At 61.8% G+C, this 17,268-nt stretch carries 14 protein-coding genes; 7 read left to right on the top strand and 7 right to left on the bottom strand.

Annotation, left to right across the window (positions count from 1 at the left end; all coding sequences use genetic code 11):
• Window positions 1-656: 656 nt before the first annotated feature.
• Window positions 657-1,820, bottom strand: a complete 1,164-nt coding sequence (locus WB785_RS00845; RefSeq protein ID WP_424076813.1) for a cytochrome P450 — start codon at window positions 1,818-1,820, stop codon at window positions 657-659.
• Window positions 1,821-1,957: 137 nt separating this feature from the next.
• Between WB785_RS00845 and WB785_RS00840 the strand changes: the two genes are divergently transcribed.
• On the top strand, window positions 1,958-2,140 hold the full coding sequence (locus WB785_RS00840; RefSeq protein WP_424076812.1) for a hypothetical protein: 183 nt from the start codon (window positions 1,958-1,960) through the stop codon (window positions 2,138-2,140).
• Between the two features lie 107 nt (window positions 2,141-2,247).
• Here the strand turns inward: WB785_RS00840 and WB785_RS00835 are convergent, their stop codons facing one another.
• The 3 genes from WB785_RS00835 to WB785_RS00825 form a co-directional block, all read right to left on the bottom strand.
• Window positions 2,248-4,005, bottom strand: coding sequence for an asparagine synthase-related protein (locus tag WB785_RS00835; protein ID WP_424076811.1), 1,758 nt, complete (start codon window positions 4,003-4,005; stop codon window positions 2,248-2,250).
• A 2-nt stretch (window positions 4,006-4,007) separates the two neighbouring features.
• Window positions 4,008-4,784: a lasso peptide biosynthesis B2 protein gene (locus WB785_RS00830; protein ID WP_424076810.1), complete on the bottom strand. Its 777-nt coding sequence runs from the start codon at window positions 4,782-4,784 to the stop codon at window positions 4,008-4,010.
• Between the two features lie 206 nt (window positions 4,785-4,990).
• Entirely contained in the window at window positions 4,991-6,052 is a 1,062-nt protein-coding gene (locus tag WB785_RS00825; protein ID WP_424076809.1) for a PecA family PE domain-processing aspartic protease, read from the bottom strand.
• A 379-nt stretch (window positions 6,053-6,431) separates the two neighbouring features.
• Between WB785_RS00825 and WB785_RS00820 the strand changes: the two genes are divergently transcribed.
• The 6 genes from WB785_RS00820 (at window position 6,432) to WB785_RS00795 (ending at window position 15,970) form a co-directional block, all read left to right on the top strand.
• A complete protein-coding gene (locus WB785_RS00820; RefSeq protein WP_424076808.1) occupies window positions 6,432-8,171 on the top strand; it encodes an ABC transporter ATP-binding protein in 1,740 nt (579 codons plus the stop codon).
• 2 nt (window positions 8,172-8,173) lie between these two features.
• The gene (locus WB785_RS00815; protein WP_424076807.1) at window positions 8,174-10,141 is read left to right on the top strand and encodes an ABC transporter ATP-binding protein; all 1,968 of its coding nucleotides are present in this window, start codon (window positions 8,174-8,176) and stop codon (window positions 10,139-10,141) included.
• Between the two features lie 95 nt (window positions 10,142-10,236).
• Complete coding sequence (locus tag WB785_RS00810) at window positions 10,237-12,003, top strand: protein kinase domain-containing protein (protein ID WP_424076806.1); 1,767 nt, start codon at window positions 10,237-10,239, stop codon at window positions 12,001-12,003.
• A 221-nt stretch (window positions 12,004-12,224) separates the two neighbouring features.
• Window positions 12,225-12,968 (top strand): LppX_LprAFG lipoprotein, encoded by a 744-nt coding sequence (locus WB785_RS00805; protein WP_424076805.1) that lies wholly within the window; start codon window positions 12,225-12,227, stop codon window positions 12,966-12,968.
• A gap of 25 nt (window positions 12,969-12,993) precedes the next feature.
• Window positions 12,994-13,362 carry a DUF4189 domain-containing protein gene (locus WB785_RS00800; protein ID WP_424076804.1) on the top strand — a complete coding sequence of 123 codons (369 nt, stop codon included), beginning with the start codon at window positions 12,994-12,996 and terminating at the stop codon, window positions 13,360-13,362.
• 151 nt (window positions 13,363-13,513) lie between these two features.
• Entirely contained in the window at window positions 13,514-15,970 is a 2,457-nt protein-coding gene (locus WB785_RS00795) for an FHA domain-containing protein (protein ID WP_424076803.1), read from the top strand.
• Between the two features lie 318 nt (window positions 15,971-16,288).
• Here WB785_RS00795 and WB785_RS00790 read toward each other — a convergent pair whose 3' ends face one another.
• Genes WB785_RS00790 through WB785_RS00780 form a run of 3 tightly spaced genes read right to left on the bottom strand, consistent with a single transcriptional unit; the run spans window position 16,289 to window position 17,070 of the window.
• On the bottom strand, window positions 16,289-16,573 hold the full coding sequence (locus WB785_RS00790) for a DUF732 domain-containing protein (protein ID WP_424076802.1): 285 nt from the start codon (window positions 16,571-16,573) through the stop codon (window positions 16,289-16,291).
• Between the two features lie 38 nt (window positions 16,574-16,611).
• On the bottom strand, window positions 16,612-16,836 hold the full coding sequence (locus WB785_RS00785; RefSeq protein ID WP_424076801.1) for a hypothetical protein: 225 nt from the start codon (window positions 16,834-16,836) through the stop codon (window positions 16,612-16,614).
• Between the two features lie 15 nt (window positions 16,837-16,851).
• A complete protein-coding gene (locus WB785_RS00780; RefSeq protein ID WP_424076800.1) occupies window positions 16,852-17,070 on the bottom strand; it encodes a hypothetical protein in 219 nt (72 codons plus the stop codon).
• Between the last annotated feature and the right edge of the window lie 198 nt (window positions 17,071-17,268).

The following is a 17,268-nucleotide window of genomic DNA, read 5'->3' as shown; positions in this document are numbered from 1 at the left end:
GGGCGGAGGGCGGTGGCGCAGCCGGTGGTGTCGGTGCTGCCTGTACTGGCGCAGGCGGCGCTGGCGGCGGTGGAGCCTGCGGACCCCCCGCGCACTGGCCAGTCAGCGAACACAATCCGGCGCAGTCGGCGGCATTAGCTGCCATCCCGCCTTGAGGGCACGGCACTACCGCGCCGGCCGGTGCGGCCACAATCAGCGGGATGGCACCAATGGCCGCGACGGCGGCCGCTGCTGCCATAATCGCTTTCCGCATTTTGTCGGTCCTTTCGTTGCTGCAGGCACGTGGGCGGCCAGTTGCGCTTCTAGGTGTCGGTGGTGCAGCGCGCATCGTGCTTGTAGGGAAGGCTGCGGCGGCTGGCTTGGTGGATTCTTGGAAAGCGCTCCCGCGAACTGCGCGGCTTTAGCGCGCTGGTGAGTTGCTCGATGACGTGGTGGCGATCTTGATCCGCCCTTCGTCGGTAGCGGCGGGTTTGCCGTTACCCTGCGGTGAGTGTCGCACCAGGTGACGGTTCGTGAGGGTGTTCTGCAGCTTTGCCTTGACTTGCGCTTCGCGATCTGATCTTTGCTCGTCCTGAAGTTGGCGGAAGGCACCCGGCGCTTCTGGACAAAATCGGCTTGCGGGCGAGCAACTTCGACCAGCTCTGCCGAGATGCCGCTCACCACTGCACGGGAAGTTCTACGAGTCCTCCGAACGGACCGTGAGTGCGCAGCGTCAACTCCTCCACGCCGACCGCCAGCTGCATCGCCGGGAAGCGGGAAGCTAGTTGAGATAGCACCGCATGCAGCTCAATTCGGGCAAGTGGCGCGGCGATGCAGTACCGGCCGCCATGGCCGAAGGTGAGGTGGCCCAGAGCTCGGCGACTGATATCGACCCGCTCCGGGGCGGCAAATACGGATGGGTCGTAGTTGGCCGCACCGATACTCATCAAGACGAGATCCCCGGCTTGGATGGTGACTCCGGTGATTTCGAGGTCAGTTCGCGCATAGCGGGGAAAGATGACGCTGCTGCGCGCCGCTCGAAGGGTTTCTTCGACCGCACACGAGGCGAGCGTCGGGTCGCGCGCAAGCGCGCGCCATTGTTCCGGGTTGGCCAACAACAACAACACGCCGAGTCCGATATGTGGCGCCGGGGAACCGTGTCCGGCCCACAGCAGTCCGGTCGCAAGGCGGGCGGCCTCGTCGTCGGAAACTCCTTCAGTCGCACACAATCGGGAGATCACATCGTCGCCCGGCTCTCGTCGCTTGCGCGCGACCAGCTGCTGGCTGTAAGTGAACAGCTGGCCCAGGCCGTGTTCGGTGCGCGCCGGATCCTGTCTGGCGGAGACATCGGTAATCCACGCGCAAAACCGCTCGCTGTCCTCGCACGGCACGCCGAGCAGCTCGCAAATCACCAACGCTGGCAGCGGCACCGCCACTGCGGCGCGCAGATCCGCCGGCGACCCCTTCGCGGCCAAGTGGTCGAGCAGCTGAGTTGTCAGGGCGTCGACCCTCGGGCGCATCGCTTGCAAGTTCTTCGGTGTGAAGTGCGGCTGCAGGAGGGCCCGCTTGCGTGCATGGTCTGCGTGCTCGGTAGCGAAGTTCGGCATCGGTCTGTCGGACGCGTACATGCGAGCCGCTTTGTCCGGCTCCGGGGGAGCCACGCCGAGCCGATTGTCGTCGTAGAGTCGCAGCACTTCCGCGTGGCCGGTGACCAGCCACGCCGGATCGCCCGCCGGGGTACGAACACGGTGGACGACGCCCTTGGCTTGCAGCTCGCGCAACCTAGGCGCGAACTCCAATGGATGTGCCTGCTCGAAGGGCAACTGTGGCACGGCGACCATCACGGCGACTTAGGTTGCATGGCGGGGTCGCGGCCGAATGGACGGCGACACCGGTCGCGGGGTGCCCTTAAGCTCGCGCCTCCGCATTTAGGTGAGGACGAGGACTTTCAGCGGTTCCAGCCAAACAAGGACATTTCGTGACCGTCAGCGTGAACGCTGCCGCCTCCTTCTACCAGCTCCGCGATCGTGCCGAGGCGGACGATGGACGGCGAGCTGGTGTGATTATCGGGCTGTTCTGGCACATCGGTGCCCGGGCGAAGTTTGCGGGTGATTTTCATCTGACAGCCTCTCCTTTGAAGCGGAAGTTCACCGTGGGCTAACGAATTTTAGCGGGGAATTCGATGGACCGTAGGTGTTCGGCAGTTTCTAGCAAAAGCGCCTGTATGGCGATTCCCAGGGCTTTGACGCTAGGCCGCCGCAGCTTTTGTCATAGCTGGTTCTCCCGTTGGCGGAGCCAGATTTCCAGGCTCGCGGCTGCCTCAAACGCCGCCGCAGACCGTACGACCCCGAACTGCGCAGCCTCCATCGCAGTGCGCCAGGCTGCCTGGTCAACGTAGCCGCGTTGCGCGATGAGCGGTCGATCGGTCAACAATTGATACACGTCGCGGTTTGCCGTGAGACCTTCGTAGATCGCCTGCGCGGGGCCGCTTTTGGTGCGCCGAGTGCGAATTTGTTCGGGCAGGATCCCGGCCAGCGCCCGCCGTTGTATCAGCCGATCCTGCCCCGAACTGACCTGCTGCTGCCATGGCAACGAGTACATGAATTCCACCAAAGGCCGATACAGCAGTGGGTATCGCCACCGGTAGGCAGTGGTGTTTTGGCCCCAACGTTGGCCGGCGCCACACGCCATGCGCCAGACCTGCTCGTAATAGGCCTGGCCGCGGACGGTCGGCATGCGTGGAGTCGGTGCGCCCACCGCGTCGTCGCCAATTCCGGTTTGCTCTAACAGGCTTGGGCGCACCCATGGGCAATGCTGTGGAATGGCGCTCTCGTACTGATAGCGGATCGCGTGCCCGCGCAGATAATTCCACGCCGGTATCGCAGCAGTGGTGAGCATTTGGTGAGTCAGGGAACGTCCGCCGGCGGTCGGCGACCATCGTGCGACTTGGCGAACTGCGGAGATAAGCCGCAGACGGCGGACGTGATCGGCGACATGAATCGGGTAATCGGTTTCTCCGAATAGCACTTGGTCGCCGCCGAAGCCCGAAAGGACCACATCGACTCCGTTTGCGCGGCAAAGCGTTTCATATTCGGAAAACACCGGCCAGGTAATGTGGAGCCGGCTCGGCTCCTCGATAAGTCGGTTGGGGAGAACCGAAAATGGTTTGTGTTTGTCGCCGTCGATCAGATGTCCGGGAAGCCGCTTCTCGGCTTGGACGGCCTGGATCCAGGAAGTTTCGTCCGATGTCGTAGAGGCCGGGTAAATGACCGAAATGGTCGCCAAATCCTCGACGCCGAGGTGGTGGGCCGTGCACGCGATGCTCGACGAGTCAAGGCCCCCGGACAGTTCCGACCAGGTCCGCCCGTCGACCGCTGTGCTTACCGCCGACTGGAGAAGCTGACGGAAATGTTCGTCGTAGTCGCGAGGATCGCGGTAGCGAAGCTCAGGGACGTCGCCCAGCCACCAGGTCTGGAGTTCGCTACCGCTGGGTGCCCGGTAGCGCAATGTGCGGCCAACGCCGAGCCGCCTCATGTCGCGATAGATGGTGCGCTCGCTGAGGCACTGGCCACGCAACAAGAACTCGGCGATATAGCTTTCGTCGAGATCAAGACAAGGTAAGAGCTTTGCCAGCAGTGACAAATGGGAGCCGAAATAAATCGTTTGTCCCTGCGCCAAGTAGTAGATCGGTAGCACGCCCAACGCGTCGTGGGTCAGGACCAGCGACTGCGTTGCCTCATCCCAAACGACCAGGGCGTACTCGCCGAGAAGATGCGCCTGCACGTCCGTACCCCAGCGCCGATACGCCTCAGTGACCAATCGCTCAGTCGGGCACGATGACTCGTCGCCAAGGCCCAACTCATTAAGCAGCGCGCAGCGGTTCGCCAAAAAGCCGCGCCACCACACGCGGCATCCCGCAACGTCGAAATCGACACCGCCGGAAAGTCGCGGCGTCGGCGTCGACATGTCGACCGATCCGGCGAACGCTTGATTCGCCGGCGGCAATCGGCTGCTGACGGCGGTCACGGTTACATCGACGCAATCACGGTGTAGTCATTGACATCGGCAAGCTCATCCAAGATCGGCTCGCCGTCATATTCGACCCACGCGTGACACCGAAACGCCGGAAACCGACGAGCACCGATGCGATGGACAACAGGCAGGCCAAGGCCGCGCATATACGCATACAGCGAAAGTGACCTAGGCAGACAGTCATTCGGAGCGCGCCGTCGCACGTAGAAGTTCTCCGCTCGCAAAAACGCCTGCCGCGCCATTTTCACGTCGACGGAGGTGGCGCTGGCGATCGCCTGGCCGACGCTGTGCCCTAGCGTTTGGTACACGGACCCGAAACCCTCCCTACGCAACGCGAATCCCATCCGCAGCATCCACAGCCATGCCCGTGCGGTAAGCAGCGACCTGCGAGGTAGTCTCCGCGGCCGAGGCGTTGGCCCAACACCATGCGCCGGTGCCAAATGGTCCGCATCCAGGAAGCCGCGCGCCATACAGGTGGCGACAAAGGCGTCAAGCATGCCGGCCAAGCGCCGCGACGACTCATCTCCGCCGCCTAGAGCTTCTTTCGCCGAGACGACGGAACCGTTGGCACTGCGCAGCTCACGCCACATGTGCGTCGCATCTTCATCAAGGAAATAAAATGCCGATGTTGGCAAATCCATCACCAAAGTGAGGCCGTCCACCTCGGAGACCCGGACATGTGGCGAAATCACCACCGCGCCAAGGGAGTACATCTCTGGGCCGTCGGACGAATCGTCATTTGCCCACGGAGGTGTTGGCGCTATTGCAGCCACCGACGCATCAGTGATTAGCGGCGTTGTCCGCCGGGAGAGCCGAACCTTTCGGTCGTGTGATCCCATGTCTGCGAACGAGTCTCTACCAACAGCGCCTGCGGGTGACTCTCATCAGAAAAACGTCTCCTCCTGCGACGCCAAACCTTCATCGAATGACCGATCAGCGTACCGTCGAAATCGGTGGATTGCGGCTAATAGACGGTACGTCAGTAATCGAAGACGATTGTGCCGAGATTAGTGGGGCTGTAGCTGATGTACACCGGATACGCCTGGAAGGGTGCCCACCCGGTATTCATTGTGGGATCCGACGAGATTGTTGGGCTGTGCGCCGCGCTCGTCACGTACGAGTAAAGAAAGTCACCGTTGCTCGTGTAGACGGAAATTTCTGTCCCCGACGACAACGGTTGGCCCACCGCGGGATTGCCGACGAGTATGTCCGCCGGGATGGTCCCGTCCGTACCACCGGAGTCGAAGGACGCGACGTCGACCGTCGCATAGCCCCCACCGCCGACCGACACCTTCAGCGCTTCGGTGAGCGGTGCACCGAGAAGCGAGGTGTAGACGGATAGCGGGTTGGGACCGAACTCTAGGTAACCTCCGGTCTCGTTGATGAGCACCCCTTCGCTGAGGTCGCCGGGTAACGCTGTGATCACGCTGTTGCCGGGCGGGCCCACCAGCGTAGGCTCCGCGCCAAGACCCAAAAAGCCGTCTGCATTGACGCTATGCAAATAGCCCGGGAGAGAATAATCGTACAAATTAAAAAGGTCGCTATTAGATGCAGGATATGCGAACAGTGCTAGGTCAACGGTCGTCGGGTTGGTGACTATGCCGTTCCCGAAACTCACGGTGGTGTCTGGATCTTGGACGTAGAGAATATCTATGTTTGGACCGGCTGGGCTGGCGCCGTAGCCGGTGGTTTCGAAAGTTAAGTGGGACAAGTTGGAGAAGAGGGTGAAGAGGTTCGGTAGTCCGACGTCGTTCCACGGCACCATCAGCCCAACAGATCCAGTGTCGGCCACCACGGGTATGTCCGGTCCGCCGGCTATCGAGATGTCTACCTCCGGGTCGGTATTAACCATCGTCAGTGGAATGGTTGCGTTCTCTACTGCGGCAGCTGGCAGTGCTGCAGCAATACTGCCAACGTCAAGGCCCGGATCAAGAGAACTCGCGAGACTCGGATCTACCACGTTGATGGCTTGGGCGATGGCGTCGATGACGGGCTGGAAGATGTCCTCGACATCGGCGTGCGCGCTTGGCGCGGTGGCCAACGGAGTGAGCCCCAGCGCCAAAAATGCCCCGGCAGTGATACCGAAACCGACCGCACGTCCGCCGCGCCGAGGCTTGCCGTTGCGCGACCGACGGATCTGCTCCATGCGATGTCGCTGACTTGCCATGGCTCAGCTTCCCACCTGAGAGTCCCATTAGCAATAGCTCGAATATTCTCAGTAAAAATTAAGGTGGCTTCTTACTCCAATCGTCGGAAACGCGTCATGGAATTGCGAGCAACCCCCTACCCCGGGGCTGAAGTTGCCGCCTGCAGCGACCACCTCCGGGGCATCTAGAACCGCTACCGCTACGTCGCGTCTTTGCCTGGTCACAGCTTGCACACCGGCCGCCCGGCGCGATGTTGTATGCGACAGTGACCAGATGCTCCTGGCACTGCTGCGCCAGTATCTCCGGCCGTACCGGTGGCTGGTCGCGGCGGTGATGGTGCTGCAGCTGCTCGGCACTCTGGCCTCCCTGTGCCTCCCCACCGTCAACGCCGCAATCATTGACGAAGGCGTCGCCAAGGGCGATACCTTCACCATCGTCCGGCTTGGCGGGGTGATGCTCGCGTTCACGGGCCTGCAAGTGTTGTGCGCAATCGGAGCTGTCTACTTCGGCTCGCGCACCGGGACAGGATTCGGACGTGACGTTAGCCGCGCGGTTTTTCGGCACCTACTCACCTTCTCCCCGAACGAAACCAGCCGGTTCGGTACGCCATCGCTGCTGACCCGCACCACCAACGACGTCCGGCAGATCCAATTGCTGGTGCAAATGGCGTCTACGGTGCTGATCACCGCGCCGCTCATGTGCGTCGTGGGAATTTTCATGGCCATCCACCAAGACCTCGGCCTGTCCTGGCTGCTGCTTGTCAGCGTTCCGCTGTTAGGCGTCATCAACTATGCGATCGTTTTGCGCCTGCTGCCCATCCTGCACAGCATGCAAGGGCTAATCGACAACATCAACCGCGTCATGCGCGACCAACTGAGCGGCGTCCGCGTAGTTCGGGCGTTCTCGCGGGAGTCATTTGAGCGTGACAGGTTCAGCAAAGCCAATCTCGCGTTGTCGAGCACCGCCCTCACCGCTGACAATTGGCAAGCGCTGATGTTGCCGGCGACCACCTTGATCATCAACTGCTCCGATGTCGCGGTGATCTGGTTCGGTGGTCGGCGGATGGACGGCGGCCACCTGCAGGTCGGTTCCTTGGTAGCGTTCCTGTCCTACTTCACGCAGATCCTGATGGCCGTGTTGTTGGCGTCGACGGCGCTGATCGTGTTTCCCCGGGCCGCCGTATGCGCAGAACGAATCGCGGAAGTGTTGTTCACCAAGCCGGTGTTGCGGAATCCCGAGCATCCGGTGGCTTCTCCCGCGGGTATCGATGGCGTCATCCGGCTACACCGGACGACCTTCCGTTACCCCAACGCGGACCAGCCTGTGCTGCAGCACATTTCACTGACTGCGCTGCCAGAAACCACGACGGCTATCGTCGGCGGCACCGGTTCGGGCAAGTCGACATTGCTGTCGTTGATCTGTCGGCTCTGCGACGCGACAGATGGCACTGTATTTGTCGACGGGGTCGACGTGCGCAACTACGAAACGGAACGTCTCTGGTCGCACATCGGGTTGGTGCCCCAACGCGGCTACCTCTTTTCGGGGACCGTCGCAGACAATCTGCGCTACGGCAAGTCCGACGCCACCGATGAGGAGCTATGGGAAGCGCTGCGGGTAGCCGACGCCGACGAGTTCGTACGGTCCCACCCAGACGGACTGCAGATGCCTGTGGCGCAGGGCGGCATTAACTTCTCTGGCGGACAACGGCAACGCCTGGCGATCGCCCGGGCGGTGATCCGCCGGCCGAGGATCTACCTTTTCGACGACGCGTTTTCCGCGCTCGACCCACACACCGACGCCAAAGTACGCGCAGCACTGCGCGAGGTGTCGCACAGCGCAACCAAAGTCATGGTCGCACAACGGATATCAACGGTTTCCCGCGCCGACCAAATCATCGTCCTCGATAAGGGGCGAATGGTCGGTACCGGGACCCACGAATACCTGCTGGCCAATTGCCCGACTTACTTCGAGTTAGCCGATTCACAGTCGCTGAGCATCGAGGCAACGGGCTGACCATGACCGCGGCGACGAACCCACCGATTCGCGGCGCTGCCGACAGCCCCGCAGAAAAGTCTCGCGACTTCAGCCGTTCATTGTCCCGCCTGATCAAACGGCTGAAACTGCAACGCGGGCTTGGCGCAGCGGTGATCATCCTGGGCATAAGCGGCACCGCGATAGGTGTGACCGTGCCGCGCATCCTCGGCCATGCCACCGACTTGCTCTTCAACGGCGTGATCGGACGCCGACTGCCCAGCGGCATCACCAAAGACCAGGCCATCGCCGCCGCCCGCGCCCGCGGTGACAACAGTTACGCCGACCTGCTTTCGGCGATGAATGTCATTCCCGGCCGTGGCGTGGACTTCGACGCGGTCGCCCGCATGTTGGCCCTGGCGCTGGGCCTGTATTTGTTTGCGGCACTGTTGGTCTGGGCGCAAAGAAGGCTGGCCAACGTTACGGTGCAGCGAACCATAGTGGCATTGCGCGCCGAGGCCGAGGACAAGGTCCTCCGGCTGCCCCTGGCCTACTTCGACGGCCGTCAACGCGGTGAGGTGCTGAGCCGGGTCACCAACGACATCGACAATGTCCACACTTCCCTGTCAATGACGATCGCCCAGTTACTCAACTCGGCGCTGACAGTGGCAATGGTCATGGTGATGATGGTGGTGATCTCGCCGCTCTTGACGGTAATCGCGCTGCTGATGGTGCCGCTGGTCTTGGTGGCGACTCGTGCGATCGCTCGACGCTCGCAACAGCTTTTCGCCGCCCAATGGGCCACGACCGGGCGGCTAAATGCCCACATCGAAGAAACCTACAGCGGCTTCACAGTGGTCAAGACATTCGGTCACGGGCCCAGCGCTCATCAGCGGTTTTGCGAGCTCAGCGACGATCTTTACCGCAGCACTTTTAGCGCACAGTACATTTCCGGTCTGGTGGCACCGGCAACGATGTTCATCGGCAACCTCAGCTACGTAGTGGTGGCCGTCGTCGGTGGCCTTCAGGTGGCGACCGGTCAAATCACGGTCGGCAGTATCCAGGCCTTCATTCAGTACGTGCGGCAGTTCAATTCGCCGTTAATGCAGACTGCAGCCATGTATAACGTGCTCCAGTCTGGACTAGCCAGCGCCGAACGGGTGTTCAGCCTGCTCGACGAACCTGAGGAGCCGCCGGACCGTGACGCGGAGTCACCGTCGGTTGATGGCAGGGTCTCCAACGGAGAGGATGCGGGCCGTGAAACGGCCGAACTCCAAGTTGCTTCCGCGGTTGCACGCGGACGAGTTGAGTTCCGTCACGTGAACTTCGCCTACCGGCCAGGCACTCCGGTGATCGACGATCTGTCACTGGTGGCCGAACCGGGCAGTACCGTCGCGATCGTCGGGCAGACCGGTGCCGGCAAAACCACCCTGGTGAACCTGCTCATGCGCTTCTACGAGATCGACTCCGGCCAGATCCTGATCGACGGCACCGACATCGCTTCGATGAGCCGACACTGGTTGCGATCCCGCATCGGCATGGTGCTTCAAGACCCTTGGCTCTTCAGCGGAACGATCACAGAGAACATCGCCTACGGGCGCCCCGAAGCCAGCGAAGAAGAGGTGGTCCAGGCCGCGCAGTTGGCGCATGTCGACCGGTTCGTCCACACGCTGCCGGACCGATACCGCACCCAGGTGGGCGATGACGGCGGCAACATCAGCGCCGGAGAGAAACAGCTGATCACCATCGCGCGCGCGTTTATCGCCCGCCCGCAGCTGTTGATCCTTGACGAGGCAACCAGTTCGGTGGATAGCCGAACAGATGCACTGATTGCGCGCGCTACCCGCAAGCTTCGCCGCGACCGAACGACTTTCATTATTGCCCACCGCCTTTCGACAATCCGAAGTGCGGACCACATCCTGGTGATGGAGGCCGGCCGGTTCATCGAGCAAGGCAACCACAGCGAACTAATAGCGCGACGTGGCGCCTACTACGCGATGACGCGAGCATAAGTCCTTTGACCATCGCATACGGGTATAGCGTTTCCTGAGTACAAACCTGTCGCCCGATTTATTGTGTGGTGGACCGCAGCTGCCGGGAGGCTGATATGGAGGGCACCCCATTCGGGCGGTACCGCCTGGTGGAGTTGCTGGGCCGCGGCGGTATGGGTGAGGTGTGGCGAGCCCACGACACCGAGACCGACCGAATTGTTGCCATTAAGCTGCTGCCTGCGCATTTTTCTGCCGACGAGGAATTTCAACGCCGATTCCGCCGAGAGGCCCACGCCGCAGCTCGGTTGAACAACCCCCACGTCATACCCATTCACCACTATGGCGAAATCGACGACCAGCTCTACGTCGACATGCGCCTCATCGAGGGCCGTGACCTCCAAACCGTACTCGCCGACGGGCCGCTCGAACCCGTGCGGGCAGTAGGCATCATCGAACAAGTCGCCAGAGCCCTGCATGCCGCCCACAAGGTCGGCCTGATCCACCGCGACATTAAGCCCTCCAACATCCTCCTCGATGATGACGACTTCGCATATCTGATTGATTTCGGAATTGCCCGCGCCGTCGAAGAAACACGAATGACCAAGTCCGGCAACACGATCGGTACCTTCCAATACATCGCACCTGAGCGTCTGGATGCCCGAGCAGAAGAGGATTCCCGCGCGGACATCTACTCATTGGCCTGTGTGTTGTATGAGGCTTTGACCGGACAGCCGCCTTTCCCTGGTGACTCAATGGCGCATCTGGTTACAGCACACCTCGGAACCCCACCACCTCGACCCTCGACCACCCACCCGAATGTGCCATCGAGGGTCGACGATGTCATCGCGACCGGCATGGCTAAAGACCCAAACCAACGCTACGCCACCACAATCGAACTAGCCGACGCCGCTCGCGACGCAATTACCGACCCCATTGCCCGACCCACACCGGCTGCTACGCGGCGAGCCACCGAGCAGGCGTCAAGGCCTGTCCCGCCCGCAGCCGTCACGAAGTACCGGCAACCACAACCTCCGGTCAGCCCTGGGGCCCCGGCAGCTACCGGACGAAGTGCTGAACCGCTTGCCTACCCAGCGACCGATCCTCGATCCGGTCGGCCTGTTGAGCCGATCCCGACGCCGCGATCCCGCCCCCGGGTCGGCTTGATCGTGGCGATCGTCGCGACCGTTGTGGTGCTAGCCTCCGGCATCACCGGCTACCTCCTTCTGAAGGACCGGCGCCCATCGCAAACCCCAACGGCCCAAACCCCAACGGCCCAAGCCGTACCACCTTCGAATTCGCCTTCTAGCGCACCCCAATCGCCCCCGTCCCCTCCAAACGCGCTGAATGGGCTACTGCTCAGAGCCAACCAAATCAACGATGCGATGGGCACCTCCGGAATGAGTTCCGCTGGCACCATGACCGCGATGCCCGACAACAGCTCTTGGGTCTTGGACCAGGCGTGCCTACCCCTGTCGGCCGCGGTGCAAGCCAAAGCTTATGCGGGCAGTAGGTATAACGCTGTGCAAGCGCAGGTGCTCTCGAATCCCCAACAGAATACTGTGGATCAGGCCGTCGTGTTATTTCCCGCCCCACAGGATGCGAGCTCATTCTTCACAGCCTCCACACAAAGCTGGCAGGCGTGCTCCAATCGCCAATTCACCATTGCCGCTAATGGCAATTCGCAAGTGCAAACCGTGGGCCCGGTTTCCAACACAGACGGAGTTCTGACAGCCACTGTCACACCCGCTAACAGCGTCGCGGTCTGCGAGCGGGCGCTGACGGCGGCCAACAATGTCGTTGTAGACGTCACCACATGCATAGGTCCGCCGGGCGCCGCCGTCAACATCGCCCACCAAATCGCCGCGAAAGTACCTCAGCGCTGACCGCAGGTTGGCTCCGGTGGGCACGCGCGGATTCCCGCTGTGGGCGGTAATCGGGATGGCAGGTACGACAATCCGGAATGGCCGAGCAGAAATTCGGCGTTCAGCAATGCAGCAGGGCGGCCCCGCAACTTCCATTGCATTAAAGCGAGACGATTGCTGTGAATACTGTCCCTGTTATGGGGATCTGGTAGCTAAGCTGTGGGCACGCAAAGGAGATCTCGATGAAGGCTTCGTCTCGTACCGTAATTGCCGCCGCCGCCGTCGCATTCGCCGTGATATTCGCTATTGGGGGCTGCGGCTCGCGCAGTTCGAACTCGGTCGCCTCCTCCGGCGCCTCGACATCGGCCGCGAACAAAGATGCGGCAACTCTACTCAAGTCGGCGGCGGATGCCCTGCGCAAGGTCACTGGCATGCATGTGAGCCTTGCGGTCCAGGGCGACGTGCCCAACCTCTTGGTGACCAAGCTCGACGGCGACATCTCGACTACGCCGAAGACGGCCGCTACGGGCACTGCGACCCTTCGCGTCGGCCAAACCACCCAAGACGCGAAATTCGTCTTTGTCGACGGCCACCTCTATTCCGATCTTGGAAACCCTGGTTCTTACACCGATTTCGGTGACGGCAAATCGATTTACAACGTGTCAGTTCTGCTTGATCCCAATAAGGGGTTAGCGAACGTGGTATCGAAGCTGCAGGGCGGGTCCGTGGCGGGCACAGAGCAGGTGAACGGCATCGCAACCACCAAGATCACCGGTAACTCCTCCGCAGACGACATTGCCACGCTGGCCGGATACAAGTTGTCCGCCAAAGACGTCAAGACGGTACCGACCACCGTGTGGATCGCTTCGGACGGATCTTCTCATCTGGTCAAGATCCAGATCAATCCCACCGGCAACACCTCGGTGATCCTGACGATGTCCGACTGGGGCAAGCAGGTTACGGCCACCAAGCCACCAACGCAGTAGCCATGGGTTCGGAAAGGAGTCACTAATGACGATCAACACCCATCGGCGGCGCTTCGCGGTGGCCTTCGCGGCGGTGACTACAGCCGTTGCGGCAATCGTCGCGCCAGTCCCCCCAGCAGGCGCGGACGGTCGATACGGCGCAATCGCGTTCGCACTCTCCGGCTGGTGGGGGCGTTCCCAGAACTACCCCACCGCGGGTGCGGCGCAGCAAGCGGCGCTCAACTCATGCGGCTACTCCGACTGCCAGGTGTTGGTTACTTTTACGGCCTGTGGCGCCGTGGCCGCGAATGGTTTTGTTCGTGGGGGCGGATATGGCAACAATCTCGCTGTCGCGATGCAGGAAGCCCGGAACAAGATCGGCGGCGGCTGGATCGAGAACTGGGCCTGCAACTAATTTCCTGCGCCGGGAATCCAGGAGTGATGGACAAGTCGGCAAACGACGATGTTCGGCGGATTGCAGCAAGCGCCCAACCTGGATCAGCTATACAAGTGGTGGACTTCCCATTCTTGGGTCTCTGGTTTGGTAAACGCAGCGGAGGCTACGCGTGGACGACAGGACCGAAATTGTCACCAGCGATCCGCCACGTCTGGAACTTCGCGCCGGTGGACGAACTTGGCAAGCCGGCGCCGGTCGTACGTGGACCATCGGCCGCGCCAATGAAGCTGACGTCCGCCTAGAGAATCCGAGGGTTTCCCGGCAGCACGCGGTCCTGCAGGCAACGCCGGCGGGCTGGGTCCTGGCAAACCACAGCAGCAATGGAATGTTTGTGGATGGCCGGCGGGTAGACAGTGTCACGATAATAAGCCGGCCCGTCACGGTGCTGCTAGGTTCGGCATCCTCGGGCGAAGTGCTGCATATACGCCCGATAAGCCCAGTAGGCCAACCGAATTCGCCAGGCGGGCCGCCACGCCCGCACATATCTCATTCCGAGCCGCCACCGTCGCATCCCCAGGTGCCCCCGCCACCGCCGTCCGCAGCTCCAACCCGGGCCCGACGGCCGCGTGGCGGCACCACGATCGCCCGCGCGCCGACTGCGATACACACGATCGACCAGCTGGTGATAACGATCGGGCGCGCGCCTGAGAACAACGTGGTCCTCAATGACTTGTTGGTTTCTCGCCGCCACGCAGTCTTGCGTCGCTCGGATAACCGGTGGGAGCTCGCCGATAGCAATAGCGCCAACGGAACCTACGTCAACGGCAACCGGATCACCAGCGCCGTTATCGGCCCCGATGATGTCGTCGGTATCGGGCACCACCTGCTGCATCTTGTCGGCGACAAGCTGGTCGAACATATCGATACCGGCGACGTGTCCTACGAGGCAACGGATCTGCGGGTGGTGACCAACAACGGCAAGGTGTTGTTGGCCGACATCAGCTTCGCCTTACCGGAACGCTGCTTTTTGGCGGTGGTGGGGCCAAGTGGCGCAGGGAAATCCACGCTGCTGGGGGCGCTGACCGGATTCCGGCCGGCCGGTAGCGGCTCGGTGCAATACGACGGACGCGATCTCTATGAAAATTACGCCGAGCTCCGGCACCGGATCGGCTTCGTGCCCCAGGACAACATCCTGCACACTCCGCTGACGGTCCGCCCGGCACTGAGTTACGCAGCGCGGCTGCGATTCCCGCAGGACGTTTCCGCCGAGGAGCGCAACCAACGCATTGAGGAGGTCCTGGGCGAGCTCGGGCTGGCAGAGAACGCTGGCCAACGGATTGACAGCCTGTCCGGGGGACAGCGCAAACGCACCAGTGTCGCGCTGGAATTGCTAACCAAACCGTCATTGCTGTTTTTGGATGAGCCAACGTCAGGCCTTGACCCGGGGTACGAGAAGTCCGTCATGCAGACCTTGCGCGGCCTCGCTAACGAGGGCCGATCCGTTGTGGTGGTCACCCACAGCACCGCCCAGCTGAACCTGTGCGACCGCCTGCTCATCTTGGCACCAGGCGGCCGGCTGGCCTATTTCGGTCCGCCCCAACAGGCCCTGACTTATTTCGAGTGCAGCGACTTCGCCGACCTGTTCAACCTTCTCGAGCACGACACGACGACCGACTGGACCGACCGTTTCGTCGCCTCGCCCCTTCACGAGGCACTCAGCGGCCCACGCCGGGCCCAGCAACTGGCACCGCCCGCGGCCCCGGCGAAGCCCGTCAGGCAGCAGAGCGCGTTAGCCCAGTTTGTCACCCTGAGTAAGCGATACCTCGCGGTTATCGGCGCCGACCGCCAATACACGGTGACCTTATTGGCTTTACCGCTGGCGCTGAGCTTGTTCGCCCATGCGGTACCGGGAAAGGCTGGGCTGTCGATCAGCAAGGCCATCGCACAGACGACTTCACAACCTTCTCAATTGCTGGTGCTGCTGATCATCGGCGGCGCACTGATGGGCTGCGCCTCCTCAATCCGCGAAATTGTGAAGGAACGGGCGATCTATCAACGCGAACACGGCATCGGCCTCTCGCGTGCGGCCTATCTGTTCTCCAAGGTGCTGGTATTAACCGTGATAACCAGCCTGCAAGGGCTGATCTTCGGTTTGCTTGGCGGCGTGCTGCTGCCTCCTCCCGACCAGTCGGTGCTGATCCCTTGGCCCCGAGTCGAAGTGGCGGTGGCGGTCATCGGCGTCACCGTGGTCTCGATGATCATTGGGCTGTTGATTTCTGCGACGATCGGCAACGCCGATCGCGGCATGCCGCTTTTGGTGCTCGTAGTGATGGCCGAACTCGTGCTCTGCGGCGGGATGTTCGGTGTGAGGGGCAGGGTGCCGCTGGAGTATCTGGCGTGGCTCTCGCCGTCGCGGTGGGCGTACGCGATGGGCGCTTCCACAGTCGACCTGAACGACCTGCGCCGCACCTTCGCTGGGGATACGGACCCGCTGTGGGACTACAAGGTCAGCAGCTGGGTGATTGCTGCGAGCGCGTGCGCAGTACAGGCAGTTGTATTGGTTATCTTGCTCGCGATTCAGCTCAAACGCCTGGATCCGCACCGCAAAACGGCTAAATACGGCTGAAAGCGACAGGTGCTCTAGGAGTCATCGGCGGCAGGGGGATCCGGGCGTCGGGACGCCCGGTCCGGGTGGCAGTCCAGACCCGCCGCATGGGAAGAGACTGGGCGGCGGTGCTGGTATCGGCGGCGGTGCACCCAACGCTGCACATGCCTCCTGGGAGCCCAGCAGACAGGCATTGCATGTGACGCTGGATCCGGCGACGCATGGGGCGGTCTTGAACCCGGTCACGTTCGCCGCCGAGGCGAGCCCAAGCGGAGTCATGGCGGCTATCGCCACCGTGATCAGTAATTTCTTCATGAGCGTTCTGCTTTCACGTCGTGGTCACAATCCTGGGCAGAACGCCTTCTTGGCGGCTGCGATCACCCAGCTTGAGTCAGCGCGGCTGAGGCCAGGAGGGTTTGCCCCCGAAACATCCAGCTCGACGTCTATCTCGGGCTTACCTGCCGCCAGTTCGCGGCAGGCCAGATAACCCGACTGGACGGCGTTATTCATGTCGGGAATCCTGGCCGAAATGTCATGCCCATCCAGGAAGGAAATGAACATCTGGTCGTTCTGACTATCGGCGTAAGCCTGCGGGGACAAGGTGATGGCCACGAATGCGGCCATCACTCCAATCGGAAAATTCCTCATGGCTTTCCTTGCCATTAGTTATCGCCGGTCATCGGCAGGCTCGGGTCACAGCCGGGCGGACCCCAGACCTCGATGGCGTTGCCGGTTTGCGGGTCGATTTTTGAGACGTGGACATCACGCGAGTTACACGGCCCGTTGTGGCCGTAGGGGTTGTTGGGGTCGGCATGCGCCGGTGGAGAAGCGGCGCAGATAAGGCCAGCCGCCAACACCGCAGGTATCGAGGTCAGTAGTTTCTTCATGGCTTCTCTTCTTTCTCAGCAGAGGAATTGGCGTGCGCCGGTACTGCAAGGAGAACCGCGGAACTCACCACCGCGCCGACCTGTAATTTCTTCATCGTTCCCTTCCCGCGTCCCTTGGGGAAGTTGACCGCCAAGCATCTGGGCGGGGTCCCCGCCCGCCATGCCCGCGATGGTCCACAGCACAATGGACATTAAGCTACGCACTTTCTTCATCTTCTTCACCGCTTTGTTCATGCACACGCTTTCTTATTTGGAGGTGGCGAAAGTTTGAAGCAGATCTCTTGGAGTTTTCTTGGCGCGATCCATCATGGCGCTGTGGCGTCGATCCCGACTTGGCGCAAATGGCAGACTGCATATGGTCACGCCGAGCACCCAAGGCCTTGACCTGCAAGTTGTCCTCGCCTCGGATAGAGTCCCTACTCCACTGTATTC

It is taken from the genome of Mycobacterium sp. (assembly GCF_049585075.1).
GTDB lineage: Bacteria > Actinomycetota > Actinomycetes > Mycobacteriales > Mycobacteriaceae > Mycobacterium.
Note: the sequence above shows the minus strand (reverse complement) of the source record. Positions and strands in the feature narration are given on the sequence as shown.

Coding starts and splice junctions, on each gene's coding strand:
- WB785_RS00780 (WP_424076800.1), bottom strand. CDS start 17,070: ATGAACAAAGCGGTGAAGAAGATGAAGAAAGTGCGTAGCTTAATGTCC.
- WB785_RS00815 (WP_424076807.1), top strand. CDS start 8,174: ATGACCGCGGCGACGAACCCACCGATTCGCGGCGCTGCCGACAGCCCC.
- WB785_RS00785 (WP_424076801.1), bottom strand. CDS start 16,836: ATGAAGAAACTACTGACCTCGATACCTGCGGTGTTGGCGGCTGGCCTT.
- WB785_RS00800 (WP_424076804.1), top strand. CDS start 12,994: ATGACGATCAACACCCATCGGCGGCGCTTCGCGGTGGCCTTCGCGGCG.
- WB785_RS00790 (WP_424076802.1), bottom strand. CDS start 16,573: ATGGCCGCATTCGTGGCCATCACCTTGTCCCCGCAGGCTTACGCCGAT.
- WB785_RS00805 (WP_424076805.1), top strand. CDS start 12,225: ATGAAGGCTTCGTCTCGTACCGTAATTGCCGCCGCCGCCGTCGCATTC.
- WB785_RS00845 (WP_424076813.1), bottom strand. CDS start 1,820: ATGGTCGCCGTGCCACAGTTGCCCTTCGAGCAGGCACATCCATTGGAG.
- WB785_RS00820 (WP_424076808.1), top strand. CDS start 6,432: ATGCTCCTGGCACTGCTGCGCCAGTATCTCCGGCCGTACCGGTGGCTG.
- WB785_RS00810 (WP_424076806.1), top strand. CDS start 10,237: ATGGAGGGCACCCCATTCGGGCGGTACCGCCTGGTGGAGTTGCTGGGC.